The sequence below is a fragment of the Streptomyces sp. NBC_00859 genome (assembly GCF_045161865.1).
GTDB lineage: Bacteria > Actinomycetota > Actinomycetes > Streptomycetales > Streptomycetaceae > Streptomyces.
In genome coordinates, this window is record NZ_CP108826.1 from 2486558 (window position 1) to 2505840 (window position 19283).

The 19283-nt window shown below is 69.5% G+C and carries 22 protein-coding genes and 2 pseudogenes; 13 read left to right on the plus strand and 11 right to left on the minus strand.

Features of this window, described 5'->3' with window-relative positions; genetic code table 11:
* Positions 1–197: 197 nt before the first annotated feature.
* The gene (locus OG584_RS10340; protein ID WP_214949374.1) at positions 198–386 is read left to right on the plus strand and encodes a DUF6104 family protein; all 189 of its coding nucleotides are present in this window, start codon (positions 198–200) and stop codon (positions 384–386) included.
* 115 nt (positions 387–501) lie between these two features.
* Here OG584_RS10340 and OG584_RS10345 read toward each other — a convergent pair whose 3' ends face one another.
* On the minus strand, positions 502–1308 hold the full coding sequence (locus OG584_RS10345; RefSeq protein ID WP_405777238.1) for a hypothetical protein: 807 nt from the start codon (positions 1306–1308) through the stop codon (positions 502–504).
* A 122-nt stretch (positions 1309–1430) separates the two neighbouring features.
* Between OG584_RS10345 and OG584_RS10350 the strand changes: the two genes are divergently transcribed.
* Positions 1431–2282: a DUF4097 family beta strand repeat-containing protein gene (locus tag OG584_RS10350; protein WP_405777240.1), complete on the plus strand. Its 852-nt coding sequence runs from the start codon at positions 1431–1433 to the stop codon at positions 2280–2282.
* 1 nt (position 2283) lies between these two features.
* On the plus strand, positions 2284–3420 hold the full coding sequence (locus tag OG584_RS10355; protein WP_405777242.1) for a helix-turn-helix transcriptional regulator: 1137 nt from the start codon (positions 2284–2286) through the stop codon (positions 3418–3420).
* Between the two features lie 91 nt (positions 3421–3511).
* Here the strand turns inward: OG584_RS10355 and OG584_RS10360 are convergent, their stop codons facing one another.
* Positions 3512–4081 carry a Clp protease N-terminal domain-containing protein gene (locus OG584_RS10360; protein WP_405777244.1) on the minus strand — a complete coding sequence of 190 codons (570 nt, stop codon included), beginning with the start codon at positions 4079–4081 and terminating at the stop codon, positions 3512–3514.
* A complete protein-coding gene (locus OG584_RS10365) occupies positions 4081–4290 on the minus strand; it encodes a helix-turn-helix domain-containing protein (RefSeq protein ID WP_405777246.1) in 210 nt (69 codons plus the stop codon). Before OG584_RS10365 ends, OG584_RS10360 begins: the two co-directional genes overlap by 1 nt.
* Positions 4291–4405: 115 nt before the next feature.
* Here OG584_RS10365 and OG584_RS10370 point away from each other — a divergent pair, with 115 nt between their 5' ends.
* Positions 4406–5251: an MBL fold metallo-hydrolase gene (locus tag OG584_RS10370; RefSeq protein WP_405777248.1), complete on the plus strand. Its 846-nt coding sequence runs from the start codon at positions 4406–4408 to the stop codon at positions 5249–5251.
* A 17-nt stretch (positions 5252–5268) separates the two neighbouring features.
* Here the strand turns inward: OG584_RS10370 and OG584_RS10375 are convergent, their stop codons facing one another.
* Together OG584_RS10375 and OG584_RS10380 are read right to left on the minus strand one after the other, a co-directional pair.
* On the minus strand, positions 5269–6234 hold the full coding sequence (locus tag OG584_RS10375) for a zinc-binding dehydrogenase (RefSeq protein WP_405777249.1): 966 nt from the start codon (positions 6232–6234) through the stop codon (positions 5269–5271).
* Between the two features lie 281 nt (positions 6235–6515).
* Positions 6516–7730 (minus strand): NADP-dependent malic enzyme, encoded by a 1215-nt coding sequence (locus tag OG584_RS10380; protein WP_405777251.1) that lies wholly within the window; start codon positions 7728–7730, stop codon positions 6516–6518.
* Between the two features lie 557 nt (positions 7731–8287).
* Between OG584_RS10380 and OG584_RS10385 the strand changes: the two genes are divergently transcribed.
* The 3 genes from OG584_RS10385 to OG584_RS10395 are packed head-to-tail and all read left to right on the plus strand — an operon-like array spanning position 8288 to position 10988.
* The gene (locus tag OG584_RS10385; RefSeq protein WP_405777253.1) at positions 8288–9241 is read left to right on the plus strand and encodes an ABC transporter substrate-binding protein; all 954 of its coding nucleotides are present in this window, start codon (positions 8288–8290) and stop codon (positions 9239–9241) included.
* Positions 9242–9270: 29 nt separating this feature from the next.
* On the plus strand, positions 9271–10206 hold the full coding sequence (locus OG584_RS10390) for an amino acid ABC transporter permease (RefSeq protein ID WP_405777255.1): 936 nt from the start codon (positions 9271–9273) through the stop codon (positions 10204–10206).
* A gap of 5 nt (positions 10207–10211) precedes the next feature.
* Entirely contained in the window at positions 10212–10988 is a 777-nt protein-coding gene (locus tag OG584_RS10395; protein ID WP_405783980.1) for an amino acid ABC transporter ATP-binding protein, read from the plus strand.
* A gap of 80 nt (positions 10989–11068) precedes the next feature.
* On the opposite strand, the gene OG584_RS10400 is transcribed toward OG584_RS10395, so the two are convergent.
* Positions 11069–11758, minus strand: a complete 690-nt coding sequence (locus OG584_RS10400) for a class I SAM-dependent methyltransferase (protein ID WP_405783982.1) — start codon at positions 11756–11758, stop codon at positions 11069–11071.
* 206 nt (positions 11759–11964) lie between these two features.
* Here OG584_RS10400 and OG584_RS10405 point away from each other — a divergent pair, with 206 nt between their 5' ends.
* Positions 11965–12594 carry a CGNR zinc finger domain-containing protein gene (locus OG584_RS10405; protein WP_405777257.1) on the plus strand — a complete coding sequence of 210 codons (630 nt, stop codon included), beginning with the start codon at positions 11965–11967 and terminating at the stop codon, positions 12592–12594.
* Here the strand turns inward: OG584_RS10405 and sodX are convergent.
* Complete coding sequence (gene sodX, locus OG584_RS10410) at positions 12498–12923, minus strand: nickel-type superoxide dismutase maturation protease (RefSeq protein ID WP_405777259.1); 426 nt, start codon at positions 12921–12923, stop codon at positions 12498–12500. The two genes, OG584_RS10405 and sodX, sit on opposite strands and share 97 nt — an antisense overlap.
* A gap of 141 nt (positions 12924–13064) precedes the next feature.
* Here sodX and sodN point away from each other — a divergent pair, with 141 nt between their 5' ends.
* Positions 13065–13460 carry a superoxide dismutase, Ni gene (gene sodN, locus OG584_RS10415; RefSeq protein WP_405777261.1) on the plus strand — a complete coding sequence of 132 codons (396 nt, stop codon included), beginning with the start codon at positions 13065–13067 and terminating at the stop codon, positions 13458–13460.
* A 46-nt stretch (positions 13461–13506) separates the two neighbouring features.
* On the opposite strand, the pseudogene OG584_RS10420 reads toward sodN, so the two are convergent.
* Positions 13507–14048, minus strand: a pseudogene (locus OG584_RS10420) (tyrosine-type recombinase/integrase); the annotation flags it as partial.
* A 173-nt stretch (positions 14049–14221) separates the two neighbouring features.
* On the opposite strand from OG584_RS10420, the gene OG584_RS10425 reads away from it, so the two are divergent.
* The 4 genes and pseudogenes from OG584_RS10425 to OG584_RS10440 all read left to right on the plus strand — a co-directional run bounded on the left by OG584_RS10425 (position 14222) and on the right by OG584_RS10440 (position 16914).
* Positions 14222–15187: a radical SAM protein gene (locus OG584_RS10425; protein ID WP_405777263.1), complete on the plus strand. Its 966-nt coding sequence runs from the start codon at positions 14222–14224 to the stop codon at positions 15185–15187.
* 3 nt (positions 15188–15190) lie between these two features.
* A complete protein-coding gene (locus OG584_RS10430; protein WP_405777265.1) occupies positions 15191–15328 on the plus strand; it encodes a hypothetical protein in 138 nt (45 codons plus the stop codon).
* Between the two features lie 78 nt (positions 15329–15406).
* Positions 15407–16216: an aminoglycoside phosphotransferase gene (locus OG584_RS10435; protein WP_405777267.1), complete on the plus strand. Its 810-nt coding sequence runs from the start codon at positions 15407–15409 to the stop codon at positions 16214–16216.
* 264 nt (positions 16217–16480) lie between these two features.
* Positions 16481–16914, plus strand: a pseudogene (locus OG584_RS10440) (NUDIX domain-containing protein).
* Positions 16915–17075: 161 nt separating this feature from the next.
* On the opposite strand, the gene OG584_RS10445 reads toward OG584_RS10440, so the two are convergent.
* The 3 genes from OG584_RS10445 to OG584_RS10455 form a co-directional block, all read right to left on the minus strand.
* Entirely contained in the window at positions 17076–18143 is a 1068-nt protein-coding gene (locus tag OG584_RS10445) for a protein kinase family protein (protein ID WP_405777268.1), read from the minus strand.
* 417 nt (positions 18144–18560) lie between these two features.
* On the minus strand, positions 18561–19019 hold the full coding sequence (locus OG584_RS10450; protein ID WP_405777270.1) for a hypothetical protein: 459 nt from the start codon (positions 19017–19019) through the stop codon (positions 18561–18563).
* Entirely contained in the window at positions 19016–19279 is a 264-nt protein-coding gene (locus OG584_RS10455; RefSeq protein ID WP_405777272.1) for a hypothetical protein, read from the minus strand. The genes OG584_RS10450 and OG584_RS10455 overlap by 4 nt, the downstream gene beginning before the upstream one ends.
* Positions 19280–19283 lie beyond the last annotated feature (4 nt).

A 19283-nucleotide genomic window follows, 5' to 3' on the forward strand; every position in this document is an offset into this window, starting at 1 on the left:
ATCACACGATGCGTACGGGCCCCGCGGCGTACCGGGCGCAGAGGACCCCGCCGGGCGACGGCTCACCCCGGGCAAGGTACCGGGACGGCCTTCCGGGTTCACCGCGTTCCGGGCGTCCCGGAACCCGCCACGGACCGGGCGGGTCGGCGCCGCGCATAATCTGGAAGGGAACATCCGGAACGCATCAGGAGCGACACGTGTACTTCACCGACCGCGGCATCGAGGAACTGGAGAAGCGGCGGGGCGAGGAGGAAGTCACTTTCGAGTGGCTCGCCGAGCAGCTGCGTACGTTCGTCGACCTGAACCCGGACTTCGAGGTGCCGGTCGAGCGCCTGGCGACCTGGCTGGCCCGGCTGGACGACGACGAGGACGAGGACGACGCGTAGCGGCTCCGGGGCGCGCTTCCGGGCGGGAGCGTAGCTCCGGCCGGCGCTCCCGCGGACGGGCGCGCGCGTCCGGGCGGCGCCGCCCGGACACCGTCCCGGCCGGCCACCACCGGGGTCAGGCGCCCGCGCGCATCCGGTCGTACGCGAGGCCAAGGACCCCGTGTGCCATCAGCAGCGCGGCCGCCGTGGTCCAGCCGGCGCTGCGGCGGCTGAAGCCCCAGAGGGCGAGCGGCAGTCCCGCGGCCAGCTGGGCCGCGCCGAGAGCGCGGGCACGCGGTCCGCGCAGCCAGGGGCCGAGTGAGCCGTCCTCGAAAGCGGCGAGCCCCGACCGCAGGGCTTCCCGCAGTCCTGTCGGTTCGACCCGTCCGGCGGCCGGGTGGATCCGGGCCACCTCGCGCAGCCGGTCGGCCGGGTCGCCGGGGGTGAGCCCGGTGGGCAGAGTGAGGCCGGCCCCGGTCAGGACCGCGGTGAGACCGGTCAGCCGGGAGCGCGAGTCGGCGAGCTGGTCAGGGACGGTGAGCTCGGTCAGGGCCTGGAGATCGAGTACGGGATCGAGCCGCAGCCGTGCGCCGAACGTGCGCATCGCGCCGTCCTCGCCGACCGGGGTGCCGTCCGCGCGCCACATGTAGCCGACCGGCCGCCGGAATCCGGAGGCCTGGGTGAGCCCCGACCGGTCGCAGTCCCACCACAGGGCCAGCACCGGCCAGGGCGAGGAGACCGCGAGCGCGGTGACCCAGCCGCCGGCCACCCGGTCGACCGGTTCCTCCCCGTGCAGCCACGGCTTCCCCTCGGGGACGAGCACGCTCCATCCCTCACCCGCCGGGGCGAGCAGCAGCTGCTCTCCCAGCACCTGGGCCGCGGGACGTACGGCGGCCGGGGCCGCGCGGCAGAGCAGCAGGACACCTGTGGCGTTCTCCGACATGACCCCACGCTAGGACAGAAACCTGCATTCCACCCCTGCGCTTGACTTCGGCCAACCGCGATATATCGTGTTCTTCAGGAGACGCGATATGTTGCGTTGCAGCGACCCGGGAGGTCAGTTCCATGTCCGAGAGGTCCGTGGCGGAGCCGCAGAAGCTCACCTTCGACGAACCCGTCACCGCACTGAACGTGCGCATCGTCAACGGCACGGTGAACGTCGTGGGCACCGACGATGCCGTACTGAGCGAGCAGGGCGGCGCCCGGCTGGAGATCTCCGGCATCGACGGGCCGCCGCTGACCGTGACGCTGGTGGACGGCACGCTGACCGTGGCCTACGAGGATCTGCCCTGGAAGGGGTTCCTGAAATGGCTGGACCGGGGCAGCTGGCGGCGCAACGCCGTCGTATCGGTCGCGGTGCCCGCGTCGGCCCGGGTCGAGGTCGGCGTGGTGGGCGCGGGCGCCGTCGTCTCCGGGATCCGGGGGCGCACCGAGGTCCGCGGCGTCAGCGGCGACACGGCCCTGGTCGGGCTGTCCGGGGCCGTTCTCGCCGAGACCGTTTCGGGGAACATCGAGGCTCAGGCCGTCAGCGGAGATCTGCGCTTCCACTCGGTCTCCGGTGACCTCACCGTGATCGAGGGGACCGGCTCGTCCGTACGGGCGGAATCGGTCAGCGGCGACATGGTCGTCGACCTCGACGCGACGGGGAAGCCGACGGACATCGCCCTCACCACCGTCTCCGGGGAGGTCGCCATCCGGCTGGCCCAGCCGACGGATGCGGAGGTCAGCGCGAACACCACGAGCGGCGCCGTCTCCAACGCCTTCGAGGACCTGCGCGTGAGCGGCCAGTGGGGCGCGAAGAAGATCACCGGGACCCTGGGCGCGGGGACCGGCAGACTCCGGGCGACCACCGTGAGCGGGGCCATCGCCCTGCTCCGCAGGCCCGCACAGGACGACATCGCTGAGAAGGTGCTCTGACATGGCTCCCGTTTTCGCCCACGGCCGGCTCCGCCTCTACCTCCTGAAGCTCCTGGACGAGGCGCCGCGCCACGGCTACGAGGTGATCAGGCTCCTCGAGGAGCGCTTCCAGGGGCTGTACGCACCGAGCGCGGGCACCGTGTATCCGCGCCTCGCCAAGCTGGAGGCCGAGGGACTGGTCACCCACGCGTCGGAGGGCGGCCGGAAGGTGTACTCGATCACCGAGGCCGGGCGCGCCGAACTGGCGGGCCGCAGCGGTGAACTGGCCGACCTGGAAATGGAGATCCGCGAGTCGGTCTCCGAGCTCGCCGCCGAGATCCGGGCCGACGTCAGCGGCTCGGCGAACGACCTGCGACGTGAGATCCGGGAGGCCGCGAAGGAGGCACGCGGGGCGTCCTCCGGCGCGGCGGGCGGCGGCCGGAAGCCGGGCACGGCGGACGGAGCTGGTTCCGGCGCCGGAAAGCCGTTCCCCGGCTTCCCCGAGGCCTCCGACTTCTTCGACGGGAACTGGACCGACAAGGAGGGCTGGCGCCAGGCCAAGGAGGAGTTCAAGCGGGCCAAGCAGGAGTGGAAGGAACAGGCGCGGCGGGCGAAGGACGAGTCACGCCGGGCCCGTGAAGACGCCCAGCAGGCCCGCCGCCAGGCCCAGGAGGCCAAGGAGGACGCCCGCGAGCAGATGCAGCGGGTCGCCGAGCAGGTCCAGGACCACTTCGCCCGCGGTGACTGGCCCGCCGGGGTACGCGAGGGTCTCGCCGAATTCACCAGGGAGCTGGGCCGTTTCGGCCGCGCTCCCGACCCCGGCGCGGCCGGCCGTACGGCCACGGGCGCCGGTACGGGCCCGGCGGCGGGGACAGCCACCGGTGCCGGTACGGGCCCGGCGGGGCCCGTCGGCTTCAGCAAGGCCGGCTCCGGCACGGGGGACGACAGCGGACCGGCACCGGAGCCGGAGTGGGCGCGCGAGGAGCCGTCCGGCAACCCGGCACGCGACCTGGACCGGCTGCTCGACCGTTTCCGCGACGGCATCCGGGACGCCGCACGCGATCACGGCGTCACGGAGACCCAGCTCCAGGACGCGCGGCGGCATCTGTCGGCGGCGGCGGCGCACATCGGCGCCGCACTGCGCGGGCCCGGTTCCTGACGGCGCGACCGTGCCCGCTCCCTCCGTCCGGGCGGTGGGAGGAGCGGGCACGGTCCGCCCCAGGGCGCTCAGCGGCCACCCGCACACCCGCTCATACCGCGCTCAGCAGCCCCTCACCCGGCTCGCCCCGGTGGAGTACCCGCTCCACATCCGCGTACGACACCCCGCAGGCCGCCAGCGCGTCCGCGGCCACACCGCCCCGCTCGATGAGGGCAAGGAGCAGGTGCTCGTCGCCGAGATGGCGCTCCCGGCGGGTCGCCGCCGTCCGCAGGGCGATCCGCAGAGTGTCCTTCGCGCCGGGTGTGAGCGGTCGGCGCACCGTCCGGACCCCGGACCGCTCCGCCGCCAACGCCCCCCGGCCGTGCACCTCTTCGATCCGGTCGACGATCTCGTCGACATCGATTCCCAGCCCGGCCAGTGCCACGGCGTCGGCCTGCGACATGCCGCCCCGGCGCCGGGCCTCCGCGAGAGCCGCGGCCAGCCGCTCCCGCCATCCGGTGGCGCCGAGCGACGCCAGCACGAAGGACGCCTTCGTACCGCGTGCGTCGAGCAGTGCCATCAGCAGATGTTCCTCGGTGATCCTCGGCTCGCCCGCACCGCCGGCGTACCCGACCGCTCCGCTGACGACGTCCCTGGCCCCTTGCGTGAAGCGTTCGAACATCACTGCCTCCCGTGCTTCTTGTGGGCCGCCTGCCTGCTGACACCGAGCTCGGCGGCGATGTCCTGCCACGACCAGCCCTGGTTGCGTGCGCTGCGCACCTGTACGGATTCGAGCCGTTCGAGCAGCCGCCGCAGCGCGGCCACCGCCCGCAGGCCGACTCGCGGATCACTGTCGCTCGCCTGAGCGGCGAGTTCCGTTGCCTCGGTCATGGTGTCAACGTACATTGACACGTATCGGCCGTCAACTCACATTGACACGTGGCGGGGTGCGGCACCCGGAAATCCGTATCCCCCCGGCGGTCGGCGGGGGGATACGGTGCCGCTCGTGATCGACTACCAGTACGGGGCTCCTGTCCCCGGCAGCCTCGACGTCCACTGGCACCACGGCCGGCCCCCGGCGGAACACGACCCGGATCCGGAGATCCAGGTCCACGCCTGTACCGAACACACGCTGATCCTGCGGCAGAGCAAGTCCGTGCACTTCGAAGCACCCTTCCTCTTCCTGCTGTTCGGGAACGAGAGGGCGATGCTCCTGGACACCGGGGCTTCGGAGGACCCCACGCGCTTCCCGCTGCGCGCCACCGTGGACGCGCTGGTCGACGCGTGGCTGCTCCGCCATCCGCGCGAGGACTACGAGCTGCTGGTCGCCCATACGCACGGCCACGGGGACCACGTGGCGGGCGACGCTCAGTTCGCCGGACGGCCGCTGACCACCGTCGTGGGCCGGAGCCAGGAGGAGGTCGCCGCGCACTTCGGGCTGGCCGACTGGCCGCACCGGCAGGGCGAGCTGGACCTCGGCGGACGGGTCGTCGACGTCATCCCGGGGCCCGGACACCAAGAGGCCGCTGTCGTCTTCCACGACCGGCACACCGGGCTGCTGCTGACCGGCGACTCGCTCTACCCGGGCCGGATCCACGTGGCCGACGAGGCCGCGTTCACGGCCACGGTCGAGCGGCTCCTGGAGTTCTGTGCGAGCCACCGGGTGACGCATGTGCTCGGCTGTCACATCGAGATGACGGCCACCCCGTACGAGGACTACCCGCGCGGCACCACGTACCAGCCGGACGAGCCGCCACTCCAGCTCACGACCGGACATCTGCGGCGGCTGCGGCAGGCGCTGGCGGACGGAACGGACGACCCGCAGGGCGAGTTCCTGGTGGTCACCGGCTGACCACGGCGAACCGCGGCTCAGGAACCGGTCAGCACGATCTTGCCGAAGAGCTCACCCGACGCCATCCTCTCGAAGCCCTCGCGGGCCCGGTCGAGCGGCAGCACCTCGTCGATGACGGGCCGCACCCCGGTGGCCGCACAGAACGAGAGAAGGTCCTCCAGCTCGTCCTTGGTCCCCATCGTGGAGCCGACGACCTTCAGCTCCAGGAAGAAGATCCGGGTGAGCTCGGCCGACACCGGGTCGGAGCCGCTCGTGGCACCCGAAATCACCAGGGTCCCGCCCGGCTTGAGCGACTTGACGGAGTGTGACCAGGTGGCGGCCCCCACCGTCTCGATGACGGCGTCCACCCGCCGGGGCAGCCGCGCACCCGGCTCGAAGGCCTCCACCGCACCCAGCTCGACCGCACGCCGGCGCTTGGCCTCGTCCCGGCTGGTGGCGTACACCCGCAGACCCGCGGCCTTGCCGAGCACGACGGCCGCCGTCGCCACGCCACCGCCCGCGCCCTGGACGAGTACGGAGTCACCGGGCCGCACACCGGCGTTGGTGAAGAGCATGCGGTATGCCGTCAGCCAGGCTGTGGGCAGACAGGCGGCCTGCTCGAAGCTCAGCTCCTTCGGCTTGGGCAGCACGTTCCACTCGGGTACGGTGACCCGCTCGGCGAACGTCCCCTGGTACTTCTCCGTCAGGATGGAACGCCCCTCCTTCGGCCCGACGCCGTACCCGCTCTGCCCGATGACCGAGTGCAGGACGACCTCGTTGCCGTCCTGGTCGACCCCGGCGGCGTCGCAGCCGAGGATCATCGGCAGCTTGTCGGCGGCGAGCCCCACACCGCGGAGCGACCAGAGGTCGTGATGGTTGAGGGAAGCGGCCCTGACATCGACGGTCGTCCAGCCGGGCCGGGCCTCAGGGGCCGGACGCTCCCCCAGCTCAAGGCCGTTGAGAGGCTGGTCGCGGTCGATGCGGGCTGCGTAGGCGGCGAACATGGCCCTGACGATAGGCGTGGCGGGTTCCGGACGGAACCGGCCACGAGTGTGACGCTGCTAGCACCCGCAGGCTCCGCACCCACGGCACCACTGCGGCCCGCTCGAAGCCGTCCGTCCGGAGGCGTCCACCCGGAGGCGTCCACCCGATACTGCCCGTTGGTCCCCGTCCGCTCGCCGCTGTCCGGCGCACGGACGGCGGGGACGAACGGGCAGCCGAACAGGCACGGGCGCCGGGGCCGGTGGGCCGGGAGCCGTTCCGGCCCCGGCCCTCCGTCCGGACATCAGCGCCTGGCCACGCCTTCCGCACGTGCCGCCGCGGCCACCGCGGCGGTGACCGCCGGGGCGACCCGCTCGTCGAACGGCGACGGAATCACGCAGTCCGCGCTCAGCTCGTCGGCCACCACGGCCGCCAGCGCCTCCGCAGCGGCGAGCTTCATGCCCTCCGTGATCCGCGAGGCCCGCACCTGCAGCGCCCCGGCGAAGATCCCGGGGAAGGCCAGCACATTGTTGATCTGGTTCGGGAAGTCGCTGCGCCCGGTGGCGACGACCGCCGCGTACTTGGCGGCGACCGTGGGGTGGATCTCCGGGTTGGGGTTAGCCATCGCGAAGATGAACGAGCCTTCGGCCATCGACGCGACCGCCGGCTCGGGGACCGTACCGCCCGAAACCCCGATGAAGACGTCCGCGCCGGACATCGCCGTCTCCAGCGAGCCGGTCAGCCCAGCCTTGTTGGTGAAGCTCGCGACCTCCCGCTTGATCTCGGTCAGGTCCTCGCGGTCCGCCGAGACGATGCCCTTGCGGTCGCACACCGCGACATCGCCGATTCCGGCCTCGATGAGGATCTTCGCGATGGCGACACCCGCCGCACCCGCACCCGAGATGACCGCGCGGAGCTGCCCGAGCGAGCGACCGGTGAGGGTGGCCGCGTTGCGCAGGGCCGCCAGAGTGACGACCGCGGTGCCGTGCTGGTCGTCGTGGAAGACCGGGATGTCCAGCTGCTCCTGGAGCCTGCGCTCGATCTCGAAGCAGCGCGGCGCGGAGATGTCCTCCAGGTTGACCCCGCCGAAGGAGGGCGCGAGCCGGACCACGGTCTCGATGATCTCGTCCGTGTCGGTGGTCGCCAGCGCGATCGGGACGGCGTCGACGCCGCCGAACTGCTTGAAGAGGATGGCCTTGCCCTCCATCACCGGAAGGGACGCCTCCGGGCCGATGTCACCCAGCCCCAGCACCGCCGTACCGTCCGTCACGACGGCGACGACCTGCGACTTCCAGGTGTAGTCGTGGACGAGCTCCGGCTTCTCGGCGATCGCGCTGCACACCTTGGCGACACCGGGCGTGTACGCGAGGGACAGGTCGTCCCGGTCGCGGACCGGCACCGTGGCCTGGACGGCCATCTTGCCGCCCCGGTGCAGGGCGAAAACCGGGTCGAAGGTCTCCTCGTCCTGCGAGGAAGTGCTCAAACTTTCGCTGCGAGGATTGACGATCTCCGCTGCCATTGGTTGTTACCCCTTAAGTCTTCATCAGTTGAGGGTGGCCACTCCTGGTTGAGGAGGGGTGGGCGGGCACCGCGTATGTGCCCCGCGCCGGCCGGTTGGCCCGCCGGGCGGGGGGAGGTACATACGCGCGGGCGCGCCGCACACGCGCCCTGAGCCCCGGATGAGGGGTGTAACCGTCTGTTCTACCGGATGGACCGCACCTCGGACGAGTCCATATCGAGTCCGCACCGAAGCGGTGAGATGACTCATAGCGGGATATCCGGGCAGGTCGGCCCCGCCGCGGAACAAGTCCATCCTTCGAGACGCGCCCCGGAACGGTGTGGGGCGGACCGGAGATCCTCCGGCGGATGGTGCGTTTGCCAGCAGATGGTCCGGTCGTGCCGTACCGGCCAAGTGGAGAACGGGGGTCACCCGTTACCCGATTTTGACATGACCAGCGACCTGATTGGACCAGTACGGCTGGCAAGATGCCGTCATCCACCCATGGTCGTGGCACGGACTCCATGTGTCGCGGCTCCTGCATTCAGCTGTCTCTGATCCGCCGGAGGACCACCAACATGACCGCACGCTCCACTCGCATCACGACCGCAATGAAGTCCCGGACAGCCGCGGTCGGCGCGATCGCGGTCGCCGGCGCACTGCTGCTGACCGCATGCGGCGACCAGACCAAGAACGACGGGCCCAAGGGGAACAGCGCGGGCAAGTCCGCCGCACCGCTCGCGCACCTGCTGCCGCAGGCCATCCGGGACAAGGGCACCGTCAAGGTCGGCTCCGACATCGCGTACGCGCCCGTCGAATTCAAGGACGACTCCGGCAAAGTGGCCGGGATCGACCCGGATCTGGGTGCCGCGCTCGGCAAGCAGCTCGGCGTGACGTTCCAGTTCGAGAACGGCACCTTCGACACCCTGGTCACCGGCCTGCGCGCCAAGCGCTACGACATCGCGATGTCCGCGATGACCGACACCAAGGACCGGCAGAACGGCATCGCCGACGGCAAGAAGGTCGGCGAGGGCGTCGACTTCGTCGACTACTACTCCGCCGGAGTGTCGATCTACACGCGGAAGGGCAAGGACGAGGGCATCAAGACCTGGTCCGACCTCTGCGGCAAGACGATCGTCATGGAGCGCGGCACGGTCTCCCACGACCTCGCCAAGGCCCAGGCGAAGAAGTGTCCGGCCGGCAAGAAGCTGACGATCCAGCCCTTCGACGACGACCAGCAGGCCCAGACCCGGCTCCGCTCGGGCGGCGCCGACGCCGGTTCGGCCGACTCCCCCATCGCCGCGTACGCGGTGAAGACCTCGGGCGGCGGCAAGGACTTCCAGATCGTCGGTCCGACGGTCGAGGCCGCCCCGTACGGCATCGCCGTCGCCAAGGGCAACGACCAGCTCACCAAGGCCATCCAGCAGGCGATGAGCGCGATCATCAAGAACGGCACGTACAACAAGGTCCTCGCCAAGTGGGGCGCCGAACAGGGCGCGGTCACCGAGGCCAAGCTCAACGGCGGATCCTGACCGGACGCCGGCGCTGAGAGGTATCACCCATGACTGCTGACATGCAAAAAGCGGGCGCCGTCGACGCGCCGCCCATAGGCCCGCAAGCGATCAAGGCCATCCCGGTCCGGCACTACGGGCGGTACGTCGCCGCGGTCGTCGCCGTCGCCCTGCTCGCCGCGATCGTCTACTCGTTCTCCCAGGGCAAGATCAACTGGGGTGCGATCCCGGACTTCTTCTTCGACCACCGGATCATCCACGGGGTGGGCCAGACCCTGCTGCTCACCGTGCTCTCCATGGTGATCGGCGTCGTCGGCGGCATCGTCCTCGCGGTGATGCGACTGTCCAAGAACCCGGTGACCTCGTCGATCGCGTGGTTCTACATCTGGTTCTTCCGGGGCACGCCCGTCCTCGTCCAGCTGATGGTCTGGTTCAACCTGGGCCTGGTCTTCACGTACATCAACCTCGGCCCGATCTACAAGGACTACTGGTCGAGCTTCATGACGCCGCTGCTGACGGCGCTGCTCGGCCTGGGCCTGAACGAGGCCGCCTACATGGCGGAGATCTGCCGGGCCGGGCTGCTCGCGGTCGACGAGGGGCAGACCGAGGCCGCGCACGCGCTCGGCATGAGCCACGCGAAGACGCTGCGGCGGATCGTGGTCCCGCAGGCGATGCGCGTCATCGTGCCGCCGACGGGCAACGAGGTCATCAACATGCTGAAGACCACCTCGCTGGTGGCCGCGGTGCAGTTCTACGAGCTGCTCCGCACGGCCCAGGACATCGGGCAGACGTCGGGCGCCGCGGTCGAGATGCTGTTCCTGGCCGCCGCCTGGTACCTGGTGCTCACGACCCTCTTCTCCATCGGCCAGTTCTATCTGGAGCGCTACTACGCGCGCGGCTCCAGCCGCAGCCTGCCGCTGACCCCGCTCCAGCGGGTCAGGGCGAATCTGGCTTCCTTCAGCAACCGCTCGGGGGTGTCCGCATGACGGCGATGGTGAAGCCCGGGAAGACGGCCATGGTGAAGGCCGAGGGCGTCCACAAGTCCTTCGGGCCGACTCAGGTGCTCAAGGGAATCGACCTTGAGGTCGCCCCGCGCGAGGTGTTCTGCCTCATCGGCCCATCGGGTTCCGGCAAGTCGACCTTCCTTCGGTGCATCAACCACCTGGAGAAGGTGAACGCCGGCCGCCTGTACGTCGACGGGAACCTGGTCGGCTACCGCCAGAAGGGCGAGAAGCTCTACGAGCTGAAGGACAGCGAAGTCGCGCTGAAGCGCCGGGACATCGGCATGGTCTTCCAGCGCTTCAATCTCTTCCCGCACATGACGGCCATCGAGAACGTGATGGAGGCACCGGTCCAGGTGCGCGGCGAGGCCAAGGCCGTCGCGCGCGCCCGAGCCGAGCGGCTGCTCGACCGGGTCGGGCTCTCCGACAAGGCGGGCAGCTATCCGACCCAGCTCTCGGGCGGCCAGCAGCAGCGGGTGGCGATCGCCCGTGCGCTGGCGATGGAGCCGAAGCTGATGCTCTTCGACGAGCCGACATCGGCGCTCGACCCGGAGCTGGTGGGTGACGTCCTGGACGTGATGCGCGGCCTCGCGGACGACGGCATGACGATGATCGTCGTGACCCACGAGATGGGCTTCGCCCGTGAGGTGGGCGATGCGCTGGTCTTCATGGACGACGGTGTGGTCGTCGAGTCGGGCCACCCCAGGGACGTGCTGACCAACCCGCAGCACGAGCGGACGAAGTCGTTCCTGTCGAAGGTGCTGTGAGCGGACACACCCGGCGTACGTGAAGGGGGGTACGGGCCACGGGCCGTACCCCCCCTTCCGTGTTTCACCCGCGCCGGGGCCTACTTCACGGCGAGCACCAGGGTGTCCGACGGCGATGCCCAGACGCCGCGCGCCTCCGCGAATCCCGCCGCGCGCAGCGTGTCGGCGTGCCACCGCGCGGACGGCATGTCCCCGTCCGCGTGCTCGCCGTAGATCCGGTACCGCTCGGCGGTCGGTCCGGCGAGGACCGGGTCCTTGGCGGCGAGTGCCCACCAGTCCGCCCAGTCGAGGGCTCCCCCGGCCTTGGCCCGGTCCATGGCGGCGTGCCGGTGGGCGCGCTCGGCCGCATTGATCCGCGGCGTCCCGTCGTCGATCATGTGGTCGGCGTTCATGAACACGCCTCCGTCCACGACGAGGGAGCCGATCTGCCCGTAGAGCGCGGCGAGCGGTTCGGCGTGCAGCCAGTGCAGCGCGGTCGCGGTGAGCACCGCGTCGTACTCCCGGTGCGGCAGCAGCCCGGTCCAGCCGGAGTCCTTGAGATCGGCGGTCACGAAGCTGACCCGTTCGTCACCGGCGAAGTACCCCTCCGCGATGGCGAGCAGCGCCGGGGCGAGATCCACGCCCGTGCTGGTGGCCTCGGGGAACCGCCTGAGCAGCCGATCCGTGATACTTCCCGTACCGCATGCGAGATCCAGCACCCGGGGCGCGGGTCCCACCGTCGCCTCGACCATGTCCAGCATGACCCGGAACCGCTCCTCGCGGTCGGGCATGTACCACTCCTGCTGGCGGTCCCAGCTCTCCTGCCAGGACTGCCAGTCCGTACCCTCAACCGACTCCGTCACTGTCTTCTCCGCTTCCCCCGCCGGCCGTGCGCCGGGAATCCCCCACAGCGCCCACAAGTAATACCCTCGATGCAGAGGCAGCCATTACGGCCGCCGCGCTCGTCGACACTAGACCGCCTCCGTAAGGACTACAAGTGGAACTGGCCTATTACTCGGACTACGCCGTGCGCCTGGTGAACACCGAGGAGCCGGCCCGCAACAAGGACGCCCTCACCTCGGTCGACGCGGTGCGCGAACTCTTCGGTACGAACGCGTCCGCGGCACGCCGCGCCACCGACGCCGACGTCACCCGCTTCCGGTCGGTGCGGGGCAGGCTGCGCGCCGTCTTCACGGCGGCCGACGAAGGGGACGAGACGCTCGCGGTGGACCTGCTGAACTCGCTGCTGCTCGAGTTCCCGGTCTCCCCCCAGATCTCCGGCCACGACCACCGCGACGAGGACGACCGCCCCCTCTGGCACATGCACCTGGCCGACCACCCCTCCAACGCGACATCCGGCTATGCGGCCATCGCGTCGATGGGGCTCGCCTTCCACCTCACCGAGTACGGAGTGGACCGGCTCGGACTGTGCGAGGCGGCACCGTGCCGCAACGCCTATCTCGACACATCGACAAACAGATCTCGCCGCTACTGCTCGGACCGCTGCGCGACCCGTGCCAACGTGGCCGCCTACCGCGCGCGCAAGCGCCTGGAGACGTCCCGGTCCGACAGCACGGGACGCACCGCCGACGCCAGCCAGGAGAGCACCACAGCCGCCGAGCGCTGACGGCCGGGCGTGATGGGCCGGTACCGGGCCCGCACCCGCCCGAGCAGCAGCTCCTCCGGGACGGCGCCGAACGCCCGGCTGTCCACCCCCTCGGCGTGCGCGTTGTCCCCGAGCACCCACCAGCCGCCCTCACGCCGCTCGACCAGCCGCTTCACGATCAGCAGATCCTGCTGCAGCGGATGACGGAGCACGGCCACGTCGCCGGGCCTGAACTCGGCGCCGTAGTGCACGAGCAGCTGGTCGCCCTGGAGCAGAGTGGGCAGCATGGACGGCCCCGTCACCTCTGCCACGCCCAGCGGAGCCCGCGTCTCCCGCCCCTGATCCGTCATCCGGCCCTCCCGGTCCGATCGTCCACCAGTCCCATACTGACCCTGGACTTTTGTCCTAAGCCCCAGGGGGCACTCGCGAAATCGGGCTTCTCACGGAGTAATGTCCCACCCGAGAAGACGATCACGAGGAAGGACCGCTCCATGCTTTCCCGCCTGTTTGCCCCCAAGGTGACGGTCAGCGCCCACTGCGACCTCCCCTGCGGCGTGTACGACCCGGCCCAGGCCCGTATCGAGGCCGAGTCGGTCAAGGCCGTCCAGGAGAAGTACCAGGCCAACGAGGACCCGCACTTCCGGGCCCGCGCCACGGTCATCAAGGAGGAGCGCGCCGAGCTCGCCAAGCACCACGTATCGGTGCTCTGGAGCGACTACTTCAAGCCGCCGCACTTCGAGAAGTACCCCGAGCTCCACCAGCTCGTCAACGACGCCCTCAAGGCGCTGTCGACGGCCAAGGGCTCGACGGACCCGGCCACGGGCCAGAAGGCGCTGGACTACATCGCCCAGATCGACAAGATCTTCTGGGAGACCAAGAAGGCTTGATCCACGGCTGGACCGCCTGACTCGCGTTCATGCGGGTCGTCACAGCGTCCACCGTTCCGCACCCGGCCCGCAGGCCGCCGAACGCGGCGACCACGTGGGCCGGGTGCGGTCTTCTTCTCCTGGCCACAGGTGCGCGTAGATCCGCAGGGTGATGACGGCGGACGTGTGGCCGAGGACCAACCGGACCTGCTTGACGTTCGCCCCGCCTGCGATGAGCGCGGAGGCGTAAAAATGCCGCAGGCCCGTGGGTCACCATGTGCGGCAGCTCGACGGGCTTGCGGCCCTCGCGCTCGGCTGTCTCGTTCTCAGTCGCCTGGAGCGCGCGACGAGCGCAATTCCATTCGGTCTTCCAGCGGCGGTAGTTGAGGGGGCACCCTCCTCCATCGTGAACAGCCACTCCTTGGAGGGGCGTGCGGCGAGGTGCGCGAGGAGCGCGTCCGTGACGACCTCGCCGACCGGGACCGTACGGCGACACTTTGCGGTCTTCGGCGGGCCGATCATTCCGGGTCGGGGGCGCTGCCGCTCGACGCGGATGGTGCCCTTCTTGAAGCGGATGGTGCCCTTCTTGAAGTCGACGTCCGCGATCTTGTCGGCAGCCCGAGTGAGGAGTCCGTACGCACGCACTGATCGCCGCCCCGTATCTCGAGTGTCACCTCCTCGTACGGCCGGGCAGACCGAAGGCGGCGCGCCTTCCTGTCCACCGGTAAGAGGAGCTGCACACCACGCCGCACACCTCAGCAGCACCCGCGTGGCTGGTCGACGTGGCCCGCCGCGCTTGGGAGCTCGATCTGAGCGGCCGACCTCTCGGTGAGACTGTGCTGGTCCCCGCCCGCTCTCCCTATGGCTACGGGCGCGCCTCCTATGAACTGAACCTCGGCGGCAACTACGACTGCGAGCACTGCTACCTCGGCCTGAAGCAATTCGCCGGCCTGGGCTGGCCGGAACGTGAACGCCTGTTTCACGTCATCCAGGAGTCCGGGGCGCTCTGGCTCCAGCTCACGGGCGGCGAGCCGATGATCGACAAGCTGTTCCCCGAGACGTACCGACTGGCGTACGGGCTGGGCGTGATGGTCGAGATCCTCACCAATGGCTCACGCCTCGCCGCTCCGAGGAACCTCGCCCTGCTGACACGCCTGAGGCCGAACCGGATCACACTCAGCCTCTACGGAGCCACCGCAGAGTCCTACGCCAGGCTGACCCGGCGTCGGGGCGCGTACCTCATGTTCGTCAAAGGACTGGACGCAGCCCACGAGGCCGAGCTGCCTCTCGACCTGGCCTTGATCATCACGCGGCACAACGTCCACGAGGCCGACCTCATGCGCGCCTTCGCCGAACGCTACGGGCTGCCGTACAGCGAGTACACCCACATGTCACCGACCATCTACGGCGGCGCGGAAACCCTCGCCACCCAGGCCCCGGACCACCTCGCCGACCGCGAGCCCTTCAACGGCTGCAACGCCGGCCACACGTTCTTCCACGTCGACCCGCACGGAATGGCTTCCATCTGCAAGGTCGGCCGCGACGACGCGATCCCCCTCATGACCACGGGAGTCGAGGGCCTGAGCCACCTCGCCGGCGTCGCCGACTCCCTGATGCTTCGCACCGGTGGCTGCACCGGCTGTCAGTTCTCCGGCCCCTGCCGGGTAGGCCGACCGCTGGCCAAGGTCTACCAGGAGGCGAAGGCACCAATGGACAGGTACTGCCAGCACGCGACAACAAGGAGCTGAACCATGACCGCCGTAGCAGTCGAAATCGCCCCCATCCGCCCGCCGTCCGAGCCCGATGGGGAGATCACCCTCATCGAAGACGTGGACGCCTTCACCACAGCCACCGCGTCCGCCTGCGGTGACGACAGCCCGTACAACTAATCATCCGGCCAAGGGGCTTCCCGTCGCACGTCGCGCCGGGAGCCCCTACCGGCACGCAGGTCTGGAAGCCTGACCACCATGCCCACAGCCCCCATCGCCTTCGATGAACTCCCAGCCACAGTCCGTACCGCCATCGAGGCTGAAACCGGCCTGATCCGCAGAATCGAGAACATCAGTACCGGTCTCAACAGCTCCCTCTCCGCACGTGCACACACCACCGGCGGGGTCGTCTTCCTCAAGGGCCTGCGGACCGACCACCACTGGGTCTGGACGCAGCAACGCGAGGCGGACATCAACCCGTACGTCACACCGCTCGCCCCGCGTCTGCTCTTCCACGTCATCGCCGACGGCTGGGACGTCCTCGGCTTCGAGTCCATCGACGGCCGCCATGCCGACTACTCACCAGGCTCCTCCGACCTGGCCAAGGTCACCGACGCACTCCGAGAGCTCGCCTCCCTCCCCTGCCCGGACATCGAACTCCGTCATGCCGAACAGCGTCTGGCAGCCTACGTGGCCCATCCCGCCGACGCGGACGCTTTCGCGGGGGGCACCCTGCTCCACACCGACTGGAACAACCACAACGTCCTCATCGCCGACGACCGCGCCCACCTCATCGACTGGGGCTGGGCCACCCGCGGGGCCGCTTGGCTCGATCCGGCCCATTGGATCATCTGGCTCACGGCGGCGGGCCACACACCATCTGACGCAGAAGACTCTGTCGTGCTTCTTCCCGCCTGGGCATCGGCACCACCCCGGGCAGTAGACGCCTTCGCCCACGCCAGCGCAAACCTCTGGGAAGAGATCGCAAGTTCCGCCCCAGACAATTGGACAACGAACTTGCTTGACGCCACACGACTCTGGCAACAGCACCGAAGCGATCACTCCTGAGGAGACCAACGGTTCGCCGGGCTGAACCGGGGCTCTGACCTACACGGAGTGCATGACCTCCGACCGCACCCGCAAGGCCATCACTTCGATCCTCTCCACCCTCGCGGTCTACCAACGGCGCAAGGTACCCGGCTGCCGCCGATCTCGCCCGCCGCGCCCGCGAAGCCCTCGCTTAACAGGCCCGACAACCAGTCCGCCGAAGGGACCTCCCGTGACCCAGCGGACCACGACCAGCCAAAGGTCCTCAAGCCAGCGCTCGAATCGATGACCCTGCTGGTCGGCGCGGTAACTGTCCACGACAAGGCCACCAACCGCGTCGTCCTCCTCCAGCGCAGCAAGAACGCCAAGTTCGCCCAGGGCATGTGGGCCTGCCGGTCGGCACGAGCGAACCCGGCGAGTCCATCACCGAAACCGCCGTCCGTGAGCTCAACGAAGAGACCGGCCTCACAGTGAAACCCGGGTCCCTCAAGGTCGCCCACATCATCCACGGAGCCTGAGGCGTCGAAGCCCCCAACGGCTTCCTCACCGTCGTGTTCGCCACCCACGAATGGGCCGGCGAACCCGAGAACCCCGCAAGCACGCCCAGGTCCGCTGGGTGAACGCCGATGCCGCCCCGGGGAATTCGTGGAGACCACCGCCAGCGCCCTGCACCGCTATCTGGAGGCGGCCCGCAGGTCTCCCTGAACGGCTGGCAGTAGACGAGAGCCACCTGCGTCTGGCACCGCGTAACCCGCCTGACCTTCAACGGCTTCCATCCAGACCGGCACCGAGTCCTACGCGTGGCTCACACCAAGCCACATGCCGAACGCGCCACGGCCAACTGCCCCGAGGGGCGGCAGGCGCTCACTCTCCTAATCGCTCATGCCCCGGTCAGGGCTCGCTGGACCTCGTCTGCGGGGAACGGAGTGCGCTTGCTCTTTGTGATCAGGCGGTCATGGAAGTCGTCCAGGATGATCGCGTGCCGTGCGTGACGGCCAATGATCGCGCCGATGTCTTTCGGAACGCCAGCGGGCCGGTGGCCTGCGACCCATTCGCGCAGGAAAGCCCCGTGTTCAGCGCCACCACGCACGCCGTCGGGAAGGTGATAGCGAAGCAGGTGGCCCGGCGCGTAGCAACGGTCGTACACGAGGTGATCGGCAAGGAAGGTGCCCTCTTTTGCCGAGAGTTCGAAGTTGCGGCTCAAGGCCAGACCGAAGTCAGCGAAGTACACCTGGCGACCGTCGGTGAGCAGGTTGGAGAAGTGCGCGTCGAAGTGGACCAGTCCGCGCGCACTCATGAACTCCGTCCCCCGCCGCAACGCATCCTCAACCCATAGGTAGGGCGACGGACCTCCCCACTCCTGCCTGGCCACGTCCCGGGTCCCGCCGAGCCACGCACCGAGTGTCTGCGGCACATGCTCCAGGAAGAGCACCAGGCTGAAGGACGACCGTCCGATGGCTTCCAGCCGGCGGCGCACCGCCGGCGACCCATCCCAATGTGCCACGGCCCCTTCAACACCCCCGAACTCGTCGGCGAAGCTCACGGGGGCACTGTCCGGCAGGACTCGCCAGTGATACAGCAGTGGAAAGCCCGCGTATTCGCCCTTCAGTACCCACCCTGTGGTCATGATGTGCGCGGCAAGCTCACGCCAGGCACCGAACCCCGCTGACCCCACCCCGTATTGATAGAAGAGGGGAAGATCGAACAAGTTAGCGGTCGACCGCACGTGCTCCGGCAACAACTCGAAATCAGTCAGCGGGACCCGCTTGACGAAGACACGCCTTCCCTCCACTTGTATCTCAGCCGACCTGCCGCCGATGCCGGACCCACGACTCGCCCCGGCGGCCAGTGCTTCTCCAAGCCGCCGGTCGCTGAACAGGGACAGCCGTGCGCCCACACCCGCATACGCGGACACTCGCGCTGAATGCCCAGGCTCAGTCACATCCATGAGTTGATCATGACAGGGAACCGAACCTGACTCCGAAGTCATCGCCAAATACCCCCTTGGGGCAGTCATCGCTACAGGTCGCCGACCCGGCCCATTACTTGGAGACCAAGAAGGCTTGATCCACAGTTAGGCCGCCTGACCTGCGGTTTCGCTGGTCATGTCGCCTACCTGTCCGCACCCGGCCCGCAGGCCGCCGAACGCGGCGACCACGTGGGCCGGGTGCGGTCCTTTTTGCGCAGGTGCCGCGGGCGCGCGGCCGCCACGTTCTCAGAGGCCCGGAGCGGCGACGAGCGCCGTCCCATTCCGCCTGCCAGTCGGCCTGTCAGCCGCAGCAGTTGACGCCAGGGGGAGCCCACCGGCCCGACCCGCGCGTCGGAACACAGCCGTTCAGGACGCGGCCATTCAGAACCAAGCCCTTCAGGACCCAGCCGGTTCGACCTGTACATCGACGGCGTCGTCGGCCGGGTTCTTGACGCGCCAGATCTTCAGGACCTTGATCCGGACGCCGTAGTCGGTGACCGTGTCGCCCTGCTTCACCGTGTGGAAGTGCGCCTTGGCGGTATCGCCGTCAGGAAGGACATCGATCCGGGCGGTGTGCGGCGCCGTACCGTCGTAACGCTTGAGCAGGCCCAGCCCCACCTTGGTGCCGTCGGCGAGCGTGGCCCCGCCGGTCGGGTCGGAAGGATTGCCGATCCGGATCACGGTGAGACGCTGGACGCCTGCGGCGTGCGAGCTCAACGGCGGTGGCCGGTCCGTGCCGTCGTCGTGTCCACCGGGGGCCCTGAGAACAACGACGAGGACAACAGCGACGACGGCGACGAGCAGGACAGCCGCCGACGCGATCCATACGGTACGACGGGGACGGTTGGCGGTCACTGCTGGAGCCTCTCGATGGTGAAGGCGATATGGCCGTCGCGGGTGCCGGGAACCACCTCGGCGAAGGCGAGGACATGGGCGCCGGTCCGGACCTCGTCGCCGGCACGGACATCCCGGATCTCACCGAAGTCCGAGCTGCGGTCGACGATGTTCACCCGCGCGTACGGGTCGTCCGGGTCGGTACTGGTCCGCACGATGCCCAGGGTGAGGTCGCCGTGGCTGAACTGGCTGCGCCGACCGAGGCGGAAGAGCTCGGGCATGCGG